This window comes from Amycolatopsis sp. NPDC003865, from assembly GCF_053605345.1.
This window is the reverse complement of the sequence record NZ_JBSGJA010000014.1, coordinates 210,033-225,073: the sequence shown is the minus strand read 5'-3', so window position 1 is coordinate 225,073 and position 15,041 is coordinate 210,033. Positions and strand designations below refer to the sequence as shown.

Below are 15,041 nucleotides of genomic sequence, written 5' to 3'. Positions count from 1 at the left end.
TGACCCGGACCACCGACAATTTCAGGACGGCCAGATGTCCGGCCTGGTACAGAGGGGGTTTTCGCCGCCGGAACGTCGGCCTCACCCGGCGTGGGGCTGGGACGACCGCGTGCTCACCGGCCGTTCATCGGCGGCGATCCAGCTGGCCAGCAGGCCGAGCGCGCGTTCGGTCTCGGACCCCGGTTCGGCGTGGTAGACGACCATGCCCTGGTCGGGGTCCTGGGGCAGCCGCAACGTCTCGTAGCGCAGCCGCAGCTCACCGACGACGGGGTTGTGCAGCACCTTCCGGCCGTGCGCCTTCTCCTGGACGGCGTGCTCGGCCCACAGCGTCCGGAACTGCTCGCTCGCCAGTGACAGCTCGCCGATGAGCTGGGCGAACTTCGGATCGCCGTGGCGCCGGCCGCTCTCCGCGCGCAGGTTCGCGACGAGCTCGCGGCAGACGGCGTCGTACTCCGGATGCAGCTCCTTCGCGCGTTCGTCGGTGAAGACGAGCTTCGGCATGTTGCGCTCTTCGAGGTCGGCGAAGGCGAACGCGACCGCGCCGCCGAGGGCGTTCCAGGCGAGCACGTCCATGTACCGCCCGAAGACGAACGCCGGCGCCTGGATGGCGTCGAGCAGCTGCTGCAGCTCGGGCCGCACCCGCTGCGGCGCGTGGTCGTCCCGGCGCTTCGGCGCGGCGAGGTTGCGCAGGTAGGCCTCCTCGCCGGGGTCGAGGCGCAGCGAGCGGGCCAGCGCGTCGAGGATCGCGTCCGACACGTTCTTCGCGCGGCCCTGTTCCAGCCGCGTGTAGTAGTCGACGCTGATCCCGGACAGCTGCGCGATCTCCTCGCGGCGCAGCCCCTTCACCCGCCGCTGCGTGATCCCGGGCGGCAGGCCCAGGTCGGCGGGGTCCAGTGCGGCGCGGCGCGCCTTCAGGAAGGCGCCCAGCTCGGCTGCGTCACTCATGCCTCCAGTATCCCCGGCTCGGCGCTCCCCGCCTGGTACTGCCGGACCCAGGTCGAGCGTGACCTGGTCCGGTGTCGGCGCGGCCCGCAAAGTCGGTGGCATGGAACGACGAATTCTGGGCGGTACGGGCATCTCGGTCAGCGAGTACGCGTTCGGCGCGATGATGCTGGGCAAGTGGGGCAACCCCGATCACGAAGAGGGCATCCGGATGCTGCACACCGCGCTCGACGCGGGCGTCAACTTCTGGGACACCGCCGACATGTACAGCGACGGCGAGAACGAGCGGATCGTCGGCAAGGCGCTGAAGGGGCGCCGCGACGACGTCGTGCTGGCCACCAAGGGCTTCTTCCGGATGGGTGCGGACCCGAACCAGGGCGGCCTTTCGCGGCGCTGGCTGACCCGCGCGCTGGACGACAGCCTCCGCCGCCTCGACACCGACTACATCGACCTCTACCAGGTCCACCGGCCCGATCCGACGACCGACATCGAGGAAACGCTTTCGGTGCTCACGGACTTCGTGCGCGCCGGCAAGGTCCGCGCGATCGGGTCGTCGGACTTCCCGGCCGAGCAGATCGTGGAGGCCCAGTGGGTGGCCGAAAAGCGTGGTCTGGCCCGGTTCCGCGCCGAGCAGCCGCCGTACTCGATCTTCAACCGGGCGATCGAGGCGGCCGTGCTGCCGACCGCGCGGAAGTACGGCATGGGCGTGCTGACCTGGAGCCCGCTGGCCAGCGGCTGGCTGTCGGGTCGCTACACGAAACCGTCCGATGTGGACCTTTCGGAGGGGCGCAGGACCCTGCAGGCGCACAAGTTCGACCCGGCGCGGCCGGAGAACGCGGTCAAGTTCGAGGCCATCGCGCGGCTGAAGGAGATCGCGGACGACCTGGGCCGGCCGCTGACCCACCTCGCGACGGCGTTCGTCCGCGCGCACCCGGGCGTGACGTCGGCGATCGTCGGCCCGCGCACCCCCGCCCAGCTCGACGACCTGCTGGCGGGCGCGGACCTGGTGCTGGACGACGACGTGCTGGACCGGATCGACGAGATCGTCCCACCGGGCACGGACCTGAACCCGGCCGAAAAGGACTACACCCCGCCGGCGCTGGCGGACAAGCGCCTGCGCCGGCGGTAGCGGGTCACTTGCCGCCGCGGGCCATGCGGAGGACGTCGAGTGCCTCGTCCAGCTGCTCCTCCGTCAGCTTTCCGTCGCGGACGTACCCGCGCTCGAGCACGACCTCGCGGATCGTCTTCAGCTCCTTCAGCGCCTGCTTCGCGACCGCCGCCGCTTCTTCGTAGCCGATGTACTTGTTCAACGGCGTCACGATCGACGGCGAGCCCTCGGCGTAGGTGCGCGTGCGCTCGGTGTTCACGGTGATCCCCGCGAACACCTTGTCCGCCAGCAGGCGCGACACGGCGGCGAGCAGGCGCGCGGACTCCAGGACGTTCCGCGCGATCACCGGCAGGTTGACGTTGAGCTGGAAGTTGCCGGCGGCACCGGCGAAGGCGACGGCCGCGTCGTTGCCGATCACCTGCGCCACGACCTGCAGCGTCGCCTCCGGGATCACCGGGTTCACCTTGCCCGGCATGATCGACGAGCCGGGCTGCAGGTCCGGCAGCGCCAGCTCGGCCAAGCCGGTGCGCGGGCCGGAACCGAGCCAGCGCAGGTCGTTCGCGATCTTGTTGAGCGAAACGGCGATCGTGCGCAGGTGCCCGGACGTCTCGACGACGCTGTCCTGCGTCGCCTGCGCCTCGAAGTGGTCGCGGGCCTCGGTCAGCGGCAGTCCGGTCACCGTCGCGAGTTCCGCCGCGACCGACGAGCCGAAGCCGTCCGGCGCGTTCAGGCCCGAGCCGACCGCGGTGCCGCCGATCGGCAGCTCGCCCAGGCGCGGCAGGCCCGACTTCAGCCGTTCGACGCCGAACCGGACCTGCGACGCCCACGCGCCGGCCTCCTGGCCGAGCGTGATCGGCACGGCGTCCATCAGGTGCGTGCGGCCGGACTTCACGACGTCGGCCCACTCCGCGGCGCGCACCTCGATGGCACCGGCGAGGTACTCGAGCGCCGGGATGACGTCCTTGATCACGGCCTCGGTCGCGGCGACGTGGATGGTGGTCGGGAAGGTGTCGTTCGACGACTGCGACGCGTTGACGTGGTCGTTCGGGTGCACGTCCCGGCCGAGGGCGCGCGAAGCCAGGGTGGCGATGACCTCGTTGGCGTTCATGTTCGACGACGTCCCGGACCCGGTCTGGAAGACGTCGATGGGGAAGTGCGCGTCGTGGGCGCCCTCGGCGACCTCGTCGGCGGCGGCCGCGATGGCGTTCGCGACGTCGGCGTCGAGCACGCCGAGCTTCAGGTTCACGCGCGCGGCGGCGGCCTTGAGCAGGCCGAGCGCGCGGATCTGGGCCCGCTCCAGGCCCCGGCCGGAGATCGGGAAGTTCTCGACGGCCCGCTGGGTCTGCGCGCGGTAGAGCGCGTCGGCCGGCACGCGGACCTCGCCCATCGTGTCGTGTTCGATCCGGTATTCCTGGTCAGCCATACCCCCGATTCTGGCCCTCTTCGACGGCGCGCGCGTGGTGGCGTTGCGCACCCGTCCGGCGGTCACGGAGCAGGAGCTGCGCGACCGGCTCGGCGTCAGCCGCACCCGGTGCGGTAGCCCGCCGATCGTGTACGCGGCTGTACACCACACCTACTCGCTGGTAGGTTACGGCGATCCGCGTGATCCACTTCATGATTCAAAGGGGAGTCATGATCCGTCGTTTTGCAGCGCTCGCCGCCGCACTCGCGCTCACCCTCGCCGCCGCGCCGGCGAGCCCGGCCGCCGCGTCAGCCGATTCCTTCTACAGCTACGACGGCAGCGCACCGCTGTCGTCCTACGCCCCCGGAACGGTCCTCAAGACCCGGACGCTGAACTACCACGTCGTCGGGCTCGCGACGCCGGTGAAAGCCGTCCAGCTGCTCTACCGGACCACCGACGCGCAGGGCCGCCCGGCCGCCAACGTCACCTCGGTCGTCCGGAGCATCACCGGCGACAGCACGAAAGCCGTGTCCTACCAGTCGGCCTACGACTCGCTCGACCCCGCCGACGCGCCGTCGCGGGCGATCGCCGGCGACGTCACCCTCGGCGGGCTCCTGCCCAACGCCGAATCGCTGTTGCTCCTGCCGTCAATCCTGCAGGGCTACAACGTCGTCGTCCCCGACACCGAAGGGCAGACCGCCGACTTCGCCGCCGGACCGGAGTACGGCACGACCACCCTCGACTCGATCCGCGCCGCGACGAGCTCGGCCGCGACCGGGATGACCAAGAGCACAAAGTTCGGTCTCCTGGGCTACTCGGGCGGGGCGATCGGGACCGGCTGGGCGGCCGCGCTGGCGCCGAGCTACGCCCCGGACGTCAACGCGAACCTCGTCGGCTTCACCGAAGGCGGCGTGCTCGTCGATCCGGCGCACAACCTGAAGTACGTCAGCGGCAGCCCGGTGTGGGCCGGTGTCATCCCGATGGCGCTGATCGGCGTTGCCCGCGGCTTCGGCATCGACTTGCGGCCGTACGCGAGCGAGTACGGGCTGAAGGTGCTCGACGAGCTGGAGCACGCGTCGATCATCAGCGCCCTCGGCCGGTACCCAGGGCTGACGTGGCAGAAAATCGCGAAGCCCGAGTACGCGAACCCGAACTCGGTGCCGCCCTTCGTCGAGGCCGTGAACAAGGTCAACATCGGCTCCGCGCCGACCCCGTCGGTCCCCGGTTTCATCTCTCAGGGCAACGCCGGGTTCCTCGAAGGCACCACGAGCAACCTCCCGGGCATCGGCACCGGCGACGGCGTGATGGTGGCCGGCGACGTACGGGCGCTGGCCCGCCAGTACTGCGCCACCGGCAACAAGTCGATCGAGTACCAGCAGTACGACGCGCTCAGCCACGTCGGCGGCCTGGTGGCGTGGGCGCCCGCGGCGATCGGCTGGCTGGCCGACCGGTTCGCCGGCCGGACGCCGCCGTCGAGCTGCGGGCACATGCCGGCGGGCAACTCGCTGGACCCGGAACAGCCGGCCTGAGCACCCCCCCCGGCGGACCGGTCGTCGCGACCGGTCCGCCGGGTACGGTGCCGCGGATGAGGACCCAGGACCGCCGTCTCCCCAAGGGACCGCACAGCCTGAGCCGGGCGGAAGTGGCCGGGGCGCAACGTGCCCGGCTGATCGAAGCGGTGCTGGTCAACGTCGGCGAACGCGGGTACGCGGCCACGACCGTCGGCCACGTCACGGCGGCCGCGGGTGTCTCGCGCACGTCGTTCTACGAGCAGTTCGCCGGCAAGCAGGCCGCGTTCCTGGCCGCCTACCGGTCGGTGACGGCGGAGTTCCTCGGCCAGGGCGTCGCGGTCGCGGCCGGGGCGCCGGCCCCGCTGGACGCGGTCGCGGCGTGCGGCGACTTCGTCGTCGGCTACGCGCGCCGCCGTCCGGTGGTGACCCGCGCGGTCCTCCTGGAGATCTACGCCCTCGGCGACGCGGGTCTCGAAGCGCGTGAAGAGGTGCTGCGCGCGAGTGAAGCCGTGTTCGACCGGACGGCGGCGTGGCTGCGCACGACCGAACCAGGCTTTGCGCTCCCGCCGCCGTTCACCGCGCGCGCCGTCGTCGCCGCGACGATCGAGCTGCTCACCCAGGCCATCTGGCTGGACACCGCCGAGGCCTACGACCGCGCCCGCGAAGCCATCCGGCACACGTGGCTGCTCGGCCTGTTCGGGCACCGGAACATCCCCGCCTGAGCCGCCCGGCCGGGCTAGGATCGGCTGTGTTCTCGATCACCGCCATCCACCACTGGCTGGAGCGAGCATGACTGAAGTTCCTGGGGATTCGTACGACCTCGTCATCATCGGCGCGGGCCCGACCGGCCTGTTCGCCGCCTACTACGCCGGGTTCCGCGGCCTTTCGATGGCGGTGGTCGACTCGCTGCCCGAGCCCGGCGGGCAGGTCACCGCGATGTACCCCGAGAAGATGATCTACGACGTCGGCGGGTTCGCCGAGGTCCGCGGCCGCGACCTCGTCGACGGCCTGGTCAAGCAGGCCGCGCCGTTCGCGCCGACCTACCTGCTGGGGCGCAAGGCCGAGAAGCTCGAGAGCGTGGGCGAAGGGGTCGAACTGACCCTCGACGGCGGGGAGACCCTGCGCGCGGGCGCGGTGCTGATCACCGCGGGCATCGGCGAGTTCACCCCGCGCCCGCTGCCCGCCGGTGACGGCTGGCTCGGCCGCGGCATGGTCCACTTCGTCCCGTCGCTGCAGGCGCACGCGGGCCAGCACGTCGTGGTCGTCGGCGGCGGCGACTCGGCGTTCGACTGGATCCTCGCCCTGCACCCGGTCGCGGCGAGCGTGACGCTCGTGCACCGCCGCGCCAAGTTCCGCGCCGCGGAGTCGATCGTGCGGCAGGCGCGGGAGCTCGGCACCCGGATCATCACCGACGCCGAAGTCACGCGGTTCGTCGAAGCGGCCGACGGCTCGCTCGAAGCGGTCGACGTCTCGATCAAGGGTGCCGGCGACGAGCGGCTGCCCGCCAACGCCGTCGTCGCGGCGCTCGGGTTCACCGCCGACCTCGGGCCGATCGAGAGCTGGGGCCTGGAGATCGACCACCGCGCGATCGCCGTGGACTCGACGATGGCGACGGCCCGCGAGCGCGTCTACGCCGCCGGCGACGTCGCCGCGTACCCGGGGAAGGTGAAGCTGATCGCGACCGGCTTCGGCGAGGCGGCGACGGCCGTCAACAACATCGCCGTCGCGCTCGACCCGGACGCGCACCTGTTCCCCGGCCACTCGAGCAACGCCGAGTAGATCAAGCCTTGGTCTTCTCCGCGATCCACGGCGCGTACGCGACGACGGACGTGTAGATCGACGGCGCCGTCGCACACTGCGGGTCGTTGTTGCCGGGCCGGCTCGTGACGCCGGCGAGCAGCCAGTGGTCGCCGTCGCGGACGATCTCGGGGCCGCCGGAGTCGCCGAAGCACGCTCCCGACTTGCCACCGGGGTTGTCCGTGCACAGCTCGGCGGTGCCGTCGAAGACGGACGTGCACTTCGCGCCCTCGACGATGTGCGTGTCGAGCTGCTGCAGCGTCGTTGGGACCTGCCCGCAGTTGACCTTCGGGCAGGTCTGGCCCCAGCCGAGGATCCGGGTCGCGGTGCCGGGCGACGCGGCCGTCGCGAGCGCGATCGGGGCCGCCTTGACCGGCGTCGCCAGCCGCAGCAGCGCGATGTCGCCCGCCGGGCTCTGCGTGTTGAAGGCCGGGTTCACGACGATGCCGGCGACCTGGGCGACCTCACCGCCCTGGCCGACGTCGTTGGTCCCCGCCCGCGCGGAGATCGCGGGCGGGGTCTTGTCGAACGCGCAGTGCGCCGCGGTGACGACCCAGGTGGGGGCGATCAGCGCACCGGCGCAGAAGAGCTTGCCCGTCGACGTGTGCAGCGACACCGCGAACGGGTACGGCTGGTCCGCGTCCCCACCCCCGACGATCACGGGGTGGGCCGACGCGGTGCCGGGGACCAGGGCGAACAAGCAAGCGATCAGCAGGGCCGGCAGTCGCCTGGGCACGGAACTCCTTACGGCAGCGGGGGTACGACGTCGTCGTCGGGCGCGTCCAGGTGGCCGTCGAAGTTGACCGAGGAGTACGCCCGCAGCTTGGTGAGCCGGTGGTAGCCGTCGATCATTCTGACGGTCCCGGACTTGGACCGCATCACGATGGACTGCGTCGTCGCGCCGCCCTCGCGGTAGTGGACGCCGCGCAGCAGGTCGCCGTCGGTCACGCCGGTGGCGCAGAAGAAGACGTTGTCGCCGCGGACGAGGTCGTCGTTCAGCAGGACGCGGTCGAGGTCGTGACCGGCGGCGAGGGCCTTCTCGCGCTCGGCGTCGTCCTTCGGCCACAGGCGGCCCTGCAGCTCGCCGCCGAGGCACTTCATCGCGCAGGCCGCGATGATGCCCTCGGGGGTACCGCCGATGCCGATCAGCATGTCCACGCCGGTGGTCGGGCGGGCCGCGGCGATCGCGCCCGCGACGTCGCCGTCGGAGATGAACCGGATCCGCGCGCCGGCCTCGCGGACCTCCTTGATGAGCTGCTCGTGGCGCGGGCGGTCGAGGATGCACACGGTGACGTCACCGACGCTGCTGTTCTTCGCCTTGGCGACCCGGCGGATGTTCTCCGCGATCGGCGCGCCGAGCTCCACCTTGCCCGCCGCCTCCGGCCCGACGGCCAGCTTCTCCATGTAGAACACCGCCGACGGGTCGAACATCGCGCCGCGCTCGGCGACCGCGAGCACCGCGAGGGCGTTCGGCATGCCCTTCGCCATCAGGGTGGTGCCGTCGACCGGGTCGACCGCGACGTCGCAGTCCGGCCCGTCGCCGTTGCCGACCTCTTCGCCGTTGAACAGCATGGGCGCTTCGTCCTTCTCGCCCTCGCCGATCACCACGACCCCGCGCATCGACACCGTCGAGACGAGCTGGCGCATCGCGTCGACGGCCGCGCCGTCCCCGCCGATCTTGTCGCCGCGGCCGACCCAGCGGCCGGCGGCCATCGCGGCGGCTTCGGTGACCCGGACCAGCTCCATCGCGAGGTTGCGGTCGGGCGCTTCACGACGACTCTCAGCGGCGGACATCTCGGCCTCCCGGATCGTGGAACTGGCGGATCAACAGTCTGTCAGATCCCTGTCCGGTTTCCCGATGCCGAAGACATGGCAAACGTCACTGGCTGTCGCCGGGTTCGTCCTCCACGGAGGCCAGAGCAGCCTCGATGCGCTCACGGGCGCCTTCGAGATGGCGCTCACAGACCTTCGCGAGCTTCTCGCCCTTCTCCCACAACGCGAGCGACTGCTCGAGGGACAGACCTCCGGCTTCGAGCTCGCGCACGACCTCGACGAGGCGGTCGCGGGCCTGCTCGTAACCGAGTTCCTCGGCGGCTGCTTCACTCACGCTCGGTGTTCTCCGACCTTCCGGGCTTCCACGCTGTTCGCGCACACTACCGCGCTGGCCATCGCGTGGTCGTACCCGACGAAGGCGAGGGCGAACTCCTGCCCGTCACCGTCCGCGATCGCCTCTTCGAGGTTCTCCTGCGCCCCGGCGACCCGCTTGCGGTGCCCGGCCCCTTCGGCGAACCACCAGCGTGAGCCGACCTGCATCGACGTCGCCTCGGACAGCCGCCGCAGCTGCGGACCCAGGTCGCGGCGCGCCGCGCCACCGCAGCCGGCGAGCAGTGCCGTCCAGCACTCGGCGGCCGCGCGGTCGGTGCGCACCGCCTGGTCCAGCAGCGGGCGCGCGCCCAGTCTCCTGGCCGCGTCCACGGTGAGCGGGAGGAACGTCGCTCTCACCCCTGCTCTCCTTCCGCCACCGCGCCGATCGCGCCGTCGCCCACGCGCACGCGCAGCTGGGCACCGGCCTCGACTTCGGAGACGGAGCGGAGTACCTGGAGGTTGCCTTCGGGATCGAGGAACTGCACGACCGCGTACCCGCGGGCCAGCGTCGCGGCCGGGCCGAGCGCGGTCAGCCGGGCCCGCGCGCTCGCGAGTTCGGCCTGGTCCTTGGCGAGCAGCGTCAGCATGGCGCGGCGCCCGCGTTCGCGGTGGACCTCGACGTCGTCCTGGCGGCGCTGGATGGGGCCGAGCGGGTCGGCCAGCGACGGGCGGCTGCGGAGCTGCGTCAGCAGCCGCGCCTGGGTGTCGACCCAGCCGTGCAGCGCCCGGCGCCCGCGGTCGCGCATCTGCCGGACGCGCTCGGTCTCCTCGCGCAGGTCCGGGACGATCCGCTTGCCCGCGTCGGTCGGCGTCGAGCAGCGCAGGTCGGCCACGTAGTCGAGCAGCGGGGTGTCCGGCTCGTGCCCGATGGCGCTGACCACGGGCGTCCCGGCGGCCGAGACGGCGCGGCAGAGCGCCTCGTCGGAGAACGGCAGCAGATCCTCGACGCTGCCGCCGCCGCGGGCGATGACGATGACGTCGATGTCGGGGTCGGCGTCGAAGATCCGCAGCGCGCGCATGACCTGCGGCACCGCCTGCGAACCCTGCACGGCCGTGTTGAGCACCTTGATCCGGACGTGCGGCCACCGCCCCTGCGCGTTCGCCAGCACGTCCCGCTCGGCCGCCGACGCGCGGCCGGTGATCAGCCCGACGCCCTTCGGCAGGAACGGGATCGGCCGCTTGCGCTGGGCCGAGAAGAGGCCTTCGGCGGTCAGCAGCTTCTTGAGGCGCTCGATCCGGGCCAGCAGCTCACCGATGCCGACGGCGCGGATCTGGTCGGCGCGCAGGCTGATCGTGCCGCGGCCGAAGAAGAACGACGGCTTCGCGTGCACGACGACGCTGGCGCCCTCGCGCAGCGGCGGTTCCATCTCGCGGATCAGCCAGTTCGGGCAGGTCACCGACATCGAGACGTCGGCGGAGGGGTCGCGCAGCGTCAGGAACGCGGTCTGCGTGTTCGGCCGCGAACTGACCTGGGTGACCTGGCCTTCGACCCAGACGGCGCCGAGCCGGTGGATCCAGTCGCCGATCTTGCGCGCGACCGTGCGGACCGGCCAGGGCTTCTCGGCGGTACTCGGTTCGGTTTCGGTCACTGGCCGTTCTCTTGGCCGTCTTCGCCGGCCCGTTCGGCCTTGCGGGCGTTGGCGATCCGGCGCGAGAGCATCCCGGTGAACGACGAGCGGTCGGCGTGCGCGCGCTCGTACTCGAGGATCGTCTCGAGCTGCGGGATCGACAGCTGGCGCAGCCGGGCGCGCAGCTGCGGGAGGGTGAGCTGGTCGTAGCCGGTCAGCCCGGCGGGACCCTCGTATCCGGCGGCGCTGGTCCGCGGCGTCTCGCTCTTGGTCTTCTTGTCGATCGCGGGCGTGCCGGGCTTGGGCTTGGTGCCCTCGTCCGGGGCGTCGTTCTCGCCGTCGGCGTGGTCCTCGGCGAGCGCGCGCTCCTCGTCGGCCCAGGGGTCGCCCAGCTCCGCTTCGAGTTCGGCCGCTGACGGAACGTGACCGTTGGTCTCCGAACGGGGCTCGGGCACTTCGGCGACCGTCGAAAGGTTCGGCCGCGCGGGCGGGACGTCGAGGTCTTCGTCGAAGGTCGCCCAGCTGGGCGCGTCCTCGACGGGCCGCAGGCCGGAGAGGGCGTTGTCGCCCTTGATCGCCAGCTCGGTGACGTGCTGCTGGACGCGCATGGAGGCCTGCAGCACCTGGCTGACCACGGTCACCGGAAGCCCGGCGAGCTGCCGGGGAAGCTCACGAACCCGCTCGGCGGTGGAGACGGCGAGGCCCGCGGCGACCCGGAGGGGGAGCGGGAATGGCTTCATGCGTCCAGCCTGCCGCATGACCGCCGTCCGTGCCCAACCGGAAGTGCGCGGTGCGTGACCGCCGGCACACTCCCGTGGCGGGACGAAGCTCACCCGAAAGGGACTTCGAGTTCGTCTCGGACCTGCCCGTACCCTGGGTGCCATGAGTTCAGCGAGTCCCGGAATCGAGCCCGCGGGTACCCCGACGATCACCGGAACCGCTTCCGGCAAGCGGGTCCTGCTCGCCAAACCCCGTGGTTACTGCGCGGGCGTCGACCGCGCGGTGATCGCCGTCGAGAAGGCCCTCGAGGTCTACGGCGCCCCGGTGTACGTCCGCAAGGAGATCGTCCACAACAAGCACGTGGTCGAGACGCTGCGCGAGCGCGGCGCGATCTTCGTCGACGAGACGTCCGAGGTGCCCGAGGGCGCGCTGGTGGTGTTCTCCGCCCACGGCGTCTCGCCGATGGTGCACCAGGAGGCCGCGGACCGGAACCTGCGCACGATCGACGCGACCTGCCCCCTGGTGACGAAGGTGCACAAGGAGGTCAACCGGTTCGCGAAGGACGACTACGACATCCTGCTGATCGGCCACGAAGGCCACGAGGAGGTCGAGGGCACGGCCGGCGAGGCGCCGGACAAGGTCCAGCTGGTCGACAAGGCCGAGGACGTCGACAAGGTCGAGGTCCGCGACCCGTCGAAGGTGATCTGGCTGTCCCAGACGACGCTGTCGGTCGACGAGACGATGGAGCGCGTCGACCAGCTCCGCGAGCGCTTCCCGGGTCTGGCGGACCCGCCGAGCGACGACATCTGCTACGCGACGACGAACCGCCAGGTGGCGGTCAAGGCGATGGCCGCGGAGTGCGACCTGGTGCTGGTGGTCGGGTCGACGAACTCGTCCAACTCGAAGCGCCTGGTGGAGGTGGCCCTGAAGGCGGGCGCGCGGGCGTCGTACCTGGTCGACTTCGCGCACGAGGTCGACGAGGCGTGGCTCTCCGGCGTGACGACGGTCGGGGTGACCTCGGGTGCGTCGGTCCCGGACGAGCTGGTCATGCAGCTGCTGGACTGGCTGGCCGAGCGCGGCTACGGCGATGTCAACGAGGTGACGACGGCCAACGAGAAGATCACCTTCGCGCCGCCCAAGGAGCTGCGGAAGGTCTGAGCGGGTCCGTCCGGCGGCGGGTCGCGTTCGCGGCCCGCCGCCGGCTTGCGTTGCGGGGCGGGAGCGGTTCGCGTGCCGCGGCACTGAGCGGGCGGTGCGCCCAGGCGCCGCGGAGTGGTTCGGTTTGCCGAGCCGAGCCGAGCCGAGCCGAGCCGAGCCGAGCCGAGCCGAGCCGAGCCGAGCCGAGCCGAGCCGAGCCGAGCCGAGCCGAGCCGAGCCAAGCCAGGGCCGAGCCGAGCCGAGCCGAGCCAGGGCCGAGCCGAGCCGAGCCAGGGCCGAGCCGAGCCGGGCCGAGCCAGGGCCGAGCCGAGCCAGGGCCGAGCCGAGCCAGGGCCGAGCCGAGCCAGGGCCGAGCCGCTCATGCGAAAGGCCGGTCACCCTCCGCGGAAGGTGACCGGCCCTTTCGGCTGGTCGTCAGCGCTCCTCGTCGTCCCAGGGACGGTTGCGGCGCGGGGGCGCACCCCGTCCTCCGGACGGGCGGCGGGGCGGCGGCGTGTCACGGCCGTCTTCCGCCGGCGGGCGCGGGCGCCGGCGGGGAGCCGCGTCGCCACGCCTGTCCGCCGGGGGTGGGGTCCGCCGGCCGGCCGGCGGCGGCTTGCGCGCGCCCCGGTCACGTTCGGCGGGGGCGCCACCGCGCGACGTCCGGCGCTCGGCGTCGCCCGAGGCTCGGCGTTCGCCGTCCGCGGGCGGGCGGGGCCGCCGCGGTGGTTCGCCGTCACGGCCGCGTCGCGGGGGCACCGGAGTCTGGCCGGTGCGGCTCGACCCGGGCGGCCGCGGACGGCCCCCGGCCGAGGTCGCCGCGGCGCGCGCCGACGGCTTCTCGTCGTCTTCGTCCGCCCGGCGGCGGTCGGCCGCCTTGCCCTTCTTCGGGGCGTCGGGGTCGCGTTCGCGGAAGATCCGGACGAACCCGATCAGCAGCGTGATGCCGGTGGTGATCGCCATGGTCGGGAAGCCGTTGATCAGCGGCGTGCCGATGTTCAGGGCCTTGGACAGCATGTCGTCGCCCTGGGACCCCGAGGTCAGCAGGATCACGCCGGGCACGACGACGGCCAGCACCAGCGGCGGCATCACCATCGGCCCGAACAGCCCTCGCCGCCGCACCGCGCAGACCGCGATGACGGCCCCGGCGATGTAGCAGACGGTGAAGATCACCGGGATGCTGCCCTGGCTGGGTTTGCCGATGAGAGCGCCTACGATCGCCAGGCCGAAGCCGACGAGCACCGCCGCCCACCACGGCAGCCCGCGCCTCGAACCGACGACAGGACGCTCGTCCCACGGTACGGAGGCGTCGTCGGCATCTGGATCGCTCTGGCGATCGCGAATCGCGGTCACGAGACAACACCGTATCTCGTGGTTGTGAAGATCTTGCCAGCACCGCCGCCGACGTGGGTGTATCGCCACCCGGCGGCGTGAGCCGAGTGGCCCCGCCGGGTGCTGCTGTGCTGCGGCCCGGTCCCTCGCTCGCGCTGCCGGTTTGTCTCCTTTCCGTGGCCGTGCGTTTCAGGTCGTCGCAGGTGAGAGGCCTGCGGTCAAGGCAGGCGCCCGGTGCGGGCGGGTCAGCCGGCCGACAGGACATATCGGACAACTGGCTCCGACGACAGACGACGCTCGGTGTGCGCCAACTCGCGAAGCCGTCTCGGTCGAGGCCGTCGACGGACTGGGGTACCCGTCTTGTCGACGTTCAGTCATCTCGGCTCCGGCAGCGCGCCGGCTCGCCACCGCCGCGACCCGGTTCGCTCAGCTGGCCGCCAGCTCGTCCCCCTTCCGCACCTGGGGAACCGGAGCCGGGCTCCCCGCCGCGTCCGTCAGCGGTGCGACCGTCGCCCGGAAGGCTTCGAGCGCCTCCAGTTCCCGCCGTCGCGCCGACAGGAACCGCTGCAGGTGCGTGCTCGACAGGTTCAGCGCGTCCACCGCGCCGCCCGCCGCCCGGTGCGCGGCCGCCGCCCCGGCGCGCACCTGCTCGACGTCGGCTTCCAGCGTCCGGTCGCTCGCCGCGAACAACGCCGCCGACGCCAGCACCCCGAACCCGGTCGGGCCGCACAGGAACACCCGCCGGTCGATGAGCCAGCGCAGCAGCTCCGGGTCGGTGTCCAGCGCCGCGACCACGGCCGCGTCGGACGGGACGAACATGATCGTGCCGTAGATCGCGTCGGCCCAGCGCTGGTAGCCCTTGCCCGCCAGCTCCGCCGCCCGCGACCGGATCTGCCGGACGTGCGCGCGCAACGCGTCGATCCGCTCCTCCGGGTCGTCGGTCTCCACCGCCTCCGCCCAGATCGCCATGCTCGCCTTCGCGTCCACCGGCACCGTGCGGTCGCCGCCCACCCGCAGCACCATGTCCGGCTTCGCCGAACCGCCGCCGCCCACGTCCGTCTGCAGCGTGAAGTGCAGGTTCTCGCGCAGCCCCAGTGCCCGCGCGGTTTCCACCAACACCTGCTCGCCCAGTTCGCCGCGACCGCTGATCGAGGCGAACGCGACCTCGTAGCGCCGCAACGCCAGCTGCTGCTGGTCCGACTTCGCCCGCTCGGCCGCCACCTGCCGGGTCGCCGCGTCCGCCCGGCGCATCCCGTCGTTGTACAGCCGCCACAGCACCGCGACGGCGAACAGCAGCAGGACCGCGAGCACGATCGCCGCGGTGGTCAGCACTGTCGCCACTTCCGCCTCCTCCCTCCGGGCCGCCTGGTTCGGACCGC

General features: G+C 72.2%; 15 protein-coding genes. 5 read left to right on the top strand and 10 right to left on the bottom strand.

What is annotated here, in order from left to right; translation table 11 throughout:
* Positions 1 to 81: 81 nt before the first annotated feature.
* On the bottom strand, positions 82 to 945 hold the full coding sequence (locus tag ACWEVP_RS30820; protein WP_452066059.1) for a helix-turn-helix transcriptional regulator: 864 nt from the start codon (positions 943 to 945) through the stop codon (positions 82 to 84).
* A 100-nt stretch (positions 946 to 1,045) separates the two neighbouring features.
* Here ACWEVP_RS30820 and ACWEVP_RS30815 point away from each other — a divergent pair, with 100 nt between their 5' ends.
* Entirely contained in the window at positions 1,046 to 2,071 is a 1,026-nt protein-coding gene (locus ACWEVP_RS30815; RefSeq protein WP_452066058.1) for an aldo/keto reductase, read from the top strand.
* A 4-nt stretch (positions 2,072 to 2,075) separates the two neighbouring features.
* Here the strand turns inward: ACWEVP_RS30815 and ACWEVP_RS30810 are convergent, their stop codons facing one another.
* Positions 2,076 to 3,473: a class II fumarate hydratase gene (locus ACWEVP_RS30810; protein ID WP_452066057.1), complete on the bottom strand. Its 1,398-nt coding sequence runs from the start codon at positions 3,471 to 3,473 to the stop codon at positions 2,076 to 2,078.
* A gap of 209 nt (positions 3,474 to 3,682) precedes the next feature.
* Between ACWEVP_RS30810 and ACWEVP_RS30805 the strand changes: the two genes are divergently transcribed.
* The 3 genes from ACWEVP_RS30805 (at position 3,683) to ACWEVP_RS30795 (ending at position 6,742) form a co-directional block, all read left to right on the top strand.
* On the top strand, positions 3,683 to 4,981 hold the full coding sequence (locus ACWEVP_RS30805) for a lipase family protein (RefSeq protein WP_452066056.1): 1,299 nt from the start codon (positions 3,683 to 3,685) through the stop codon (positions 4,979 to 4,981).
* A 56-nt stretch (positions 4,982 to 5,037) separates the two neighbouring features.
* The gene (locus ACWEVP_RS30800; protein ID WP_452066055.1) at positions 5,038 to 5,685 is read left to right on the top strand and encodes a TetR/AcrR family transcriptional regulator; all 648 of its coding nucleotides are present in this window, start codon (positions 5,038 to 5,040) and stop codon (positions 5,683 to 5,685) included.
* A gap of 67 nt (positions 5,686 to 5,752) precedes the next feature.
* The gene (locus ACWEVP_RS30795) at positions 5,753 to 6,742 is read left to right on the top strand and encodes an NAD(P)/FAD-dependent oxidoreductase (protein ID WP_452066054.1); all 990 of its coding nucleotides are present in this window, start codon (positions 5,753 to 5,755) and stop codon (positions 6,740 to 6,742) included.
* A 1-nt stretch (position 6,743) separates the two neighbouring features.
* On the opposite strand, the gene ACWEVP_RS30790 is transcribed toward ACWEVP_RS30795, so the two are convergent.
* From ACWEVP_RS30790 to ACWEVP_RS30765, 6 genes are all read right to left on the bottom strand, one after another.
* A complete protein-coding gene (locus ACWEVP_RS30790; protein ID WP_452066053.1) occupies positions 6,744 to 7,496 on the bottom strand; it encodes a S1 family peptidase in 753 nt (250 codons plus the stop codon).
* An 8-nt stretch (positions 7,497 to 7,504) separates the two neighbouring features.
* The gene (glpX, locus tag ACWEVP_RS30785; protein ID WP_452066052.1) at positions 7,505 to 8,554 is read right to left on the bottom strand and encodes a class II fructose-bisphosphatase; all 1,050 of its coding nucleotides are present in this window, start codon (positions 8,552 to 8,554) and stop codon (positions 7,505 to 7,507) included.
* Positions 8,555 to 8,639: 85 nt separating this feature from the next.
* Positions 8,640 to 8,867: an exodeoxyribonuclease VII small subunit gene (locus ACWEVP_RS30780; protein ID WP_452066051.1), complete on the bottom strand. Its 228-nt coding sequence runs from the start codon at positions 8,865 to 8,867 to the stop codon at positions 8,640 to 8,642.
* On the bottom strand, positions 8,864 to 9,262 hold the full coding sequence (locus tag ACWEVP_RS30775; RefSeq protein WP_452066050.1) for a hypothetical protein: 399 nt from the start codon (positions 9,260 to 9,262) through the stop codon (positions 8,864 to 8,866). Before ACWEVP_RS30775 ends, ACWEVP_RS30780 begins: the two co-directional genes overlap by 4 nt.
* Positions 9,259 to 10,494 (bottom strand): exodeoxyribonuclease VII large subunit, encoded by a 1,236-nt coding sequence (xseA, locus tag ACWEVP_RS30770; RefSeq protein WP_452066049.1) that lies wholly within the window; start codon positions 10,492 to 10,494, stop codon positions 9,259 to 9,261. The genes ACWEVP_RS30775 and xseA overlap by 4 nt, the downstream gene beginning before the upstream one ends.
* Positions 10,491 to 11,213, bottom strand: a complete 723-nt coding sequence (locus ACWEVP_RS30765) for a lipid droplet-associated protein (RefSeq protein ID WP_452066048.1) — start codon at positions 11,211 to 11,213, stop codon at positions 10,491 to 10,493. The genes xseA and ACWEVP_RS30765 overlap by 4 nt, the downstream gene beginning before the upstream one ends.
* A 142-nt stretch (positions 11,214 to 11,355) precedes the next feature.
* Between ACWEVP_RS30765 and ACWEVP_RS30760 the strand changes: the two genes are divergently transcribed.
* Complete coding sequence (locus tag ACWEVP_RS30760) at positions 11,356 to 12,351, top strand: 4-hydroxy-3-methylbut-2-enyl diphosphate reductase (RefSeq protein ID WP_452066047.1); 996 nt, start codon at positions 11,356 to 11,358, stop codon at positions 12,349 to 12,351.
* 414 nt (positions 12,352 to 12,765) lie between these two features.
* Here the strand turns inward: ACWEVP_RS30760 and ACWEVP_RS30755 are convergent, their stop codons facing one another.
* Entirely contained in the window at positions 12,766 to 13,683 is a 918-nt protein-coding gene (locus ACWEVP_RS30755) for a DUF6542 domain-containing protein (protein WP_452066046.1), read from the bottom strand.
* A 405-nt stretch (positions 13,684 to 14,088) separates the two neighbouring features.
* Complete coding sequence (locus ACWEVP_RS30750) at positions 14,089 to 15,003, bottom strand: DNA recombination protein RmuC (protein ID WP_452066045.1); 915 nt, start codon at positions 15,001 to 15,003, stop codon at positions 14,089 to 14,091.
* Between the last annotated feature and the right edge of the window lie 38 nt (positions 15,004 to 15,041).

Excerpts from the sequence above, each read along its gene's own strand:
- ACWEVP_RS30820 (WP_452066059.1), bottom strand. The coding sequence starts at position 945 with ATGAGTGACGCAGCCGAGCTGGGCGCCTTCCTGAAGGCGCGCCGCGCC.
- ACWEVP_RS30815 (WP_452066058.1), top strand. The coding sequence starts at position 1,046 with ATGGAACGACGAATTCTGGGCGGTACGGGCATCTCGGTCAGCGAGTAC.
- ACWEVP_RS30810 (WP_452066057.1), bottom strand. The coding sequence starts at position 3,473 with ATGGCTGACCAGGAATACCGGATCGAACACGACACGATGGGCGAGGTC.
- ACWEVP_RS30805 (WP_452066056.1), top strand. The coding sequence starts at position 3,683 with ATGATCCGTCGTTTTGCAGCGCTCGCCGCCGCACTCGCGCTCACCCTC.
- ACWEVP_RS30800 (WP_452066055.1), top strand. The coding sequence starts at position 5,038 with ATGAGGACCCAGGACCGCCGTCTCCCCAAGGGACCGCACAGCCTGAGC.
- ACWEVP_RS30795 (WP_452066054.1), top strand. The coding sequence starts at position 5,753 with ATGACTGAAGTTCCTGGGGATTCGTACGACCTCGTCATCATCGGCGCG.
- glpX (WP_452066052.1), bottom strand. The coding sequence starts at position 8,554 with ATGTCCGCCGCTGAGAGTCGTCGTGAAGCGCCCGACCGCAACCTCGCG.
- ACWEVP_RS30765 (WP_452066048.1), bottom strand. The coding sequence starts at position 11,213 with ATGAAGCCATTCCCGCTCCCCCTCCGGGTCGCCGCGGGCCTCGCCGTC.
- ACWEVP_RS30760 (WP_452066047.1), top strand. The coding sequence starts at position 11,356 with ATGAGTTCAGCGAGTCCCGGAATCGAGCCCGCGGGTACCCCGACGATC.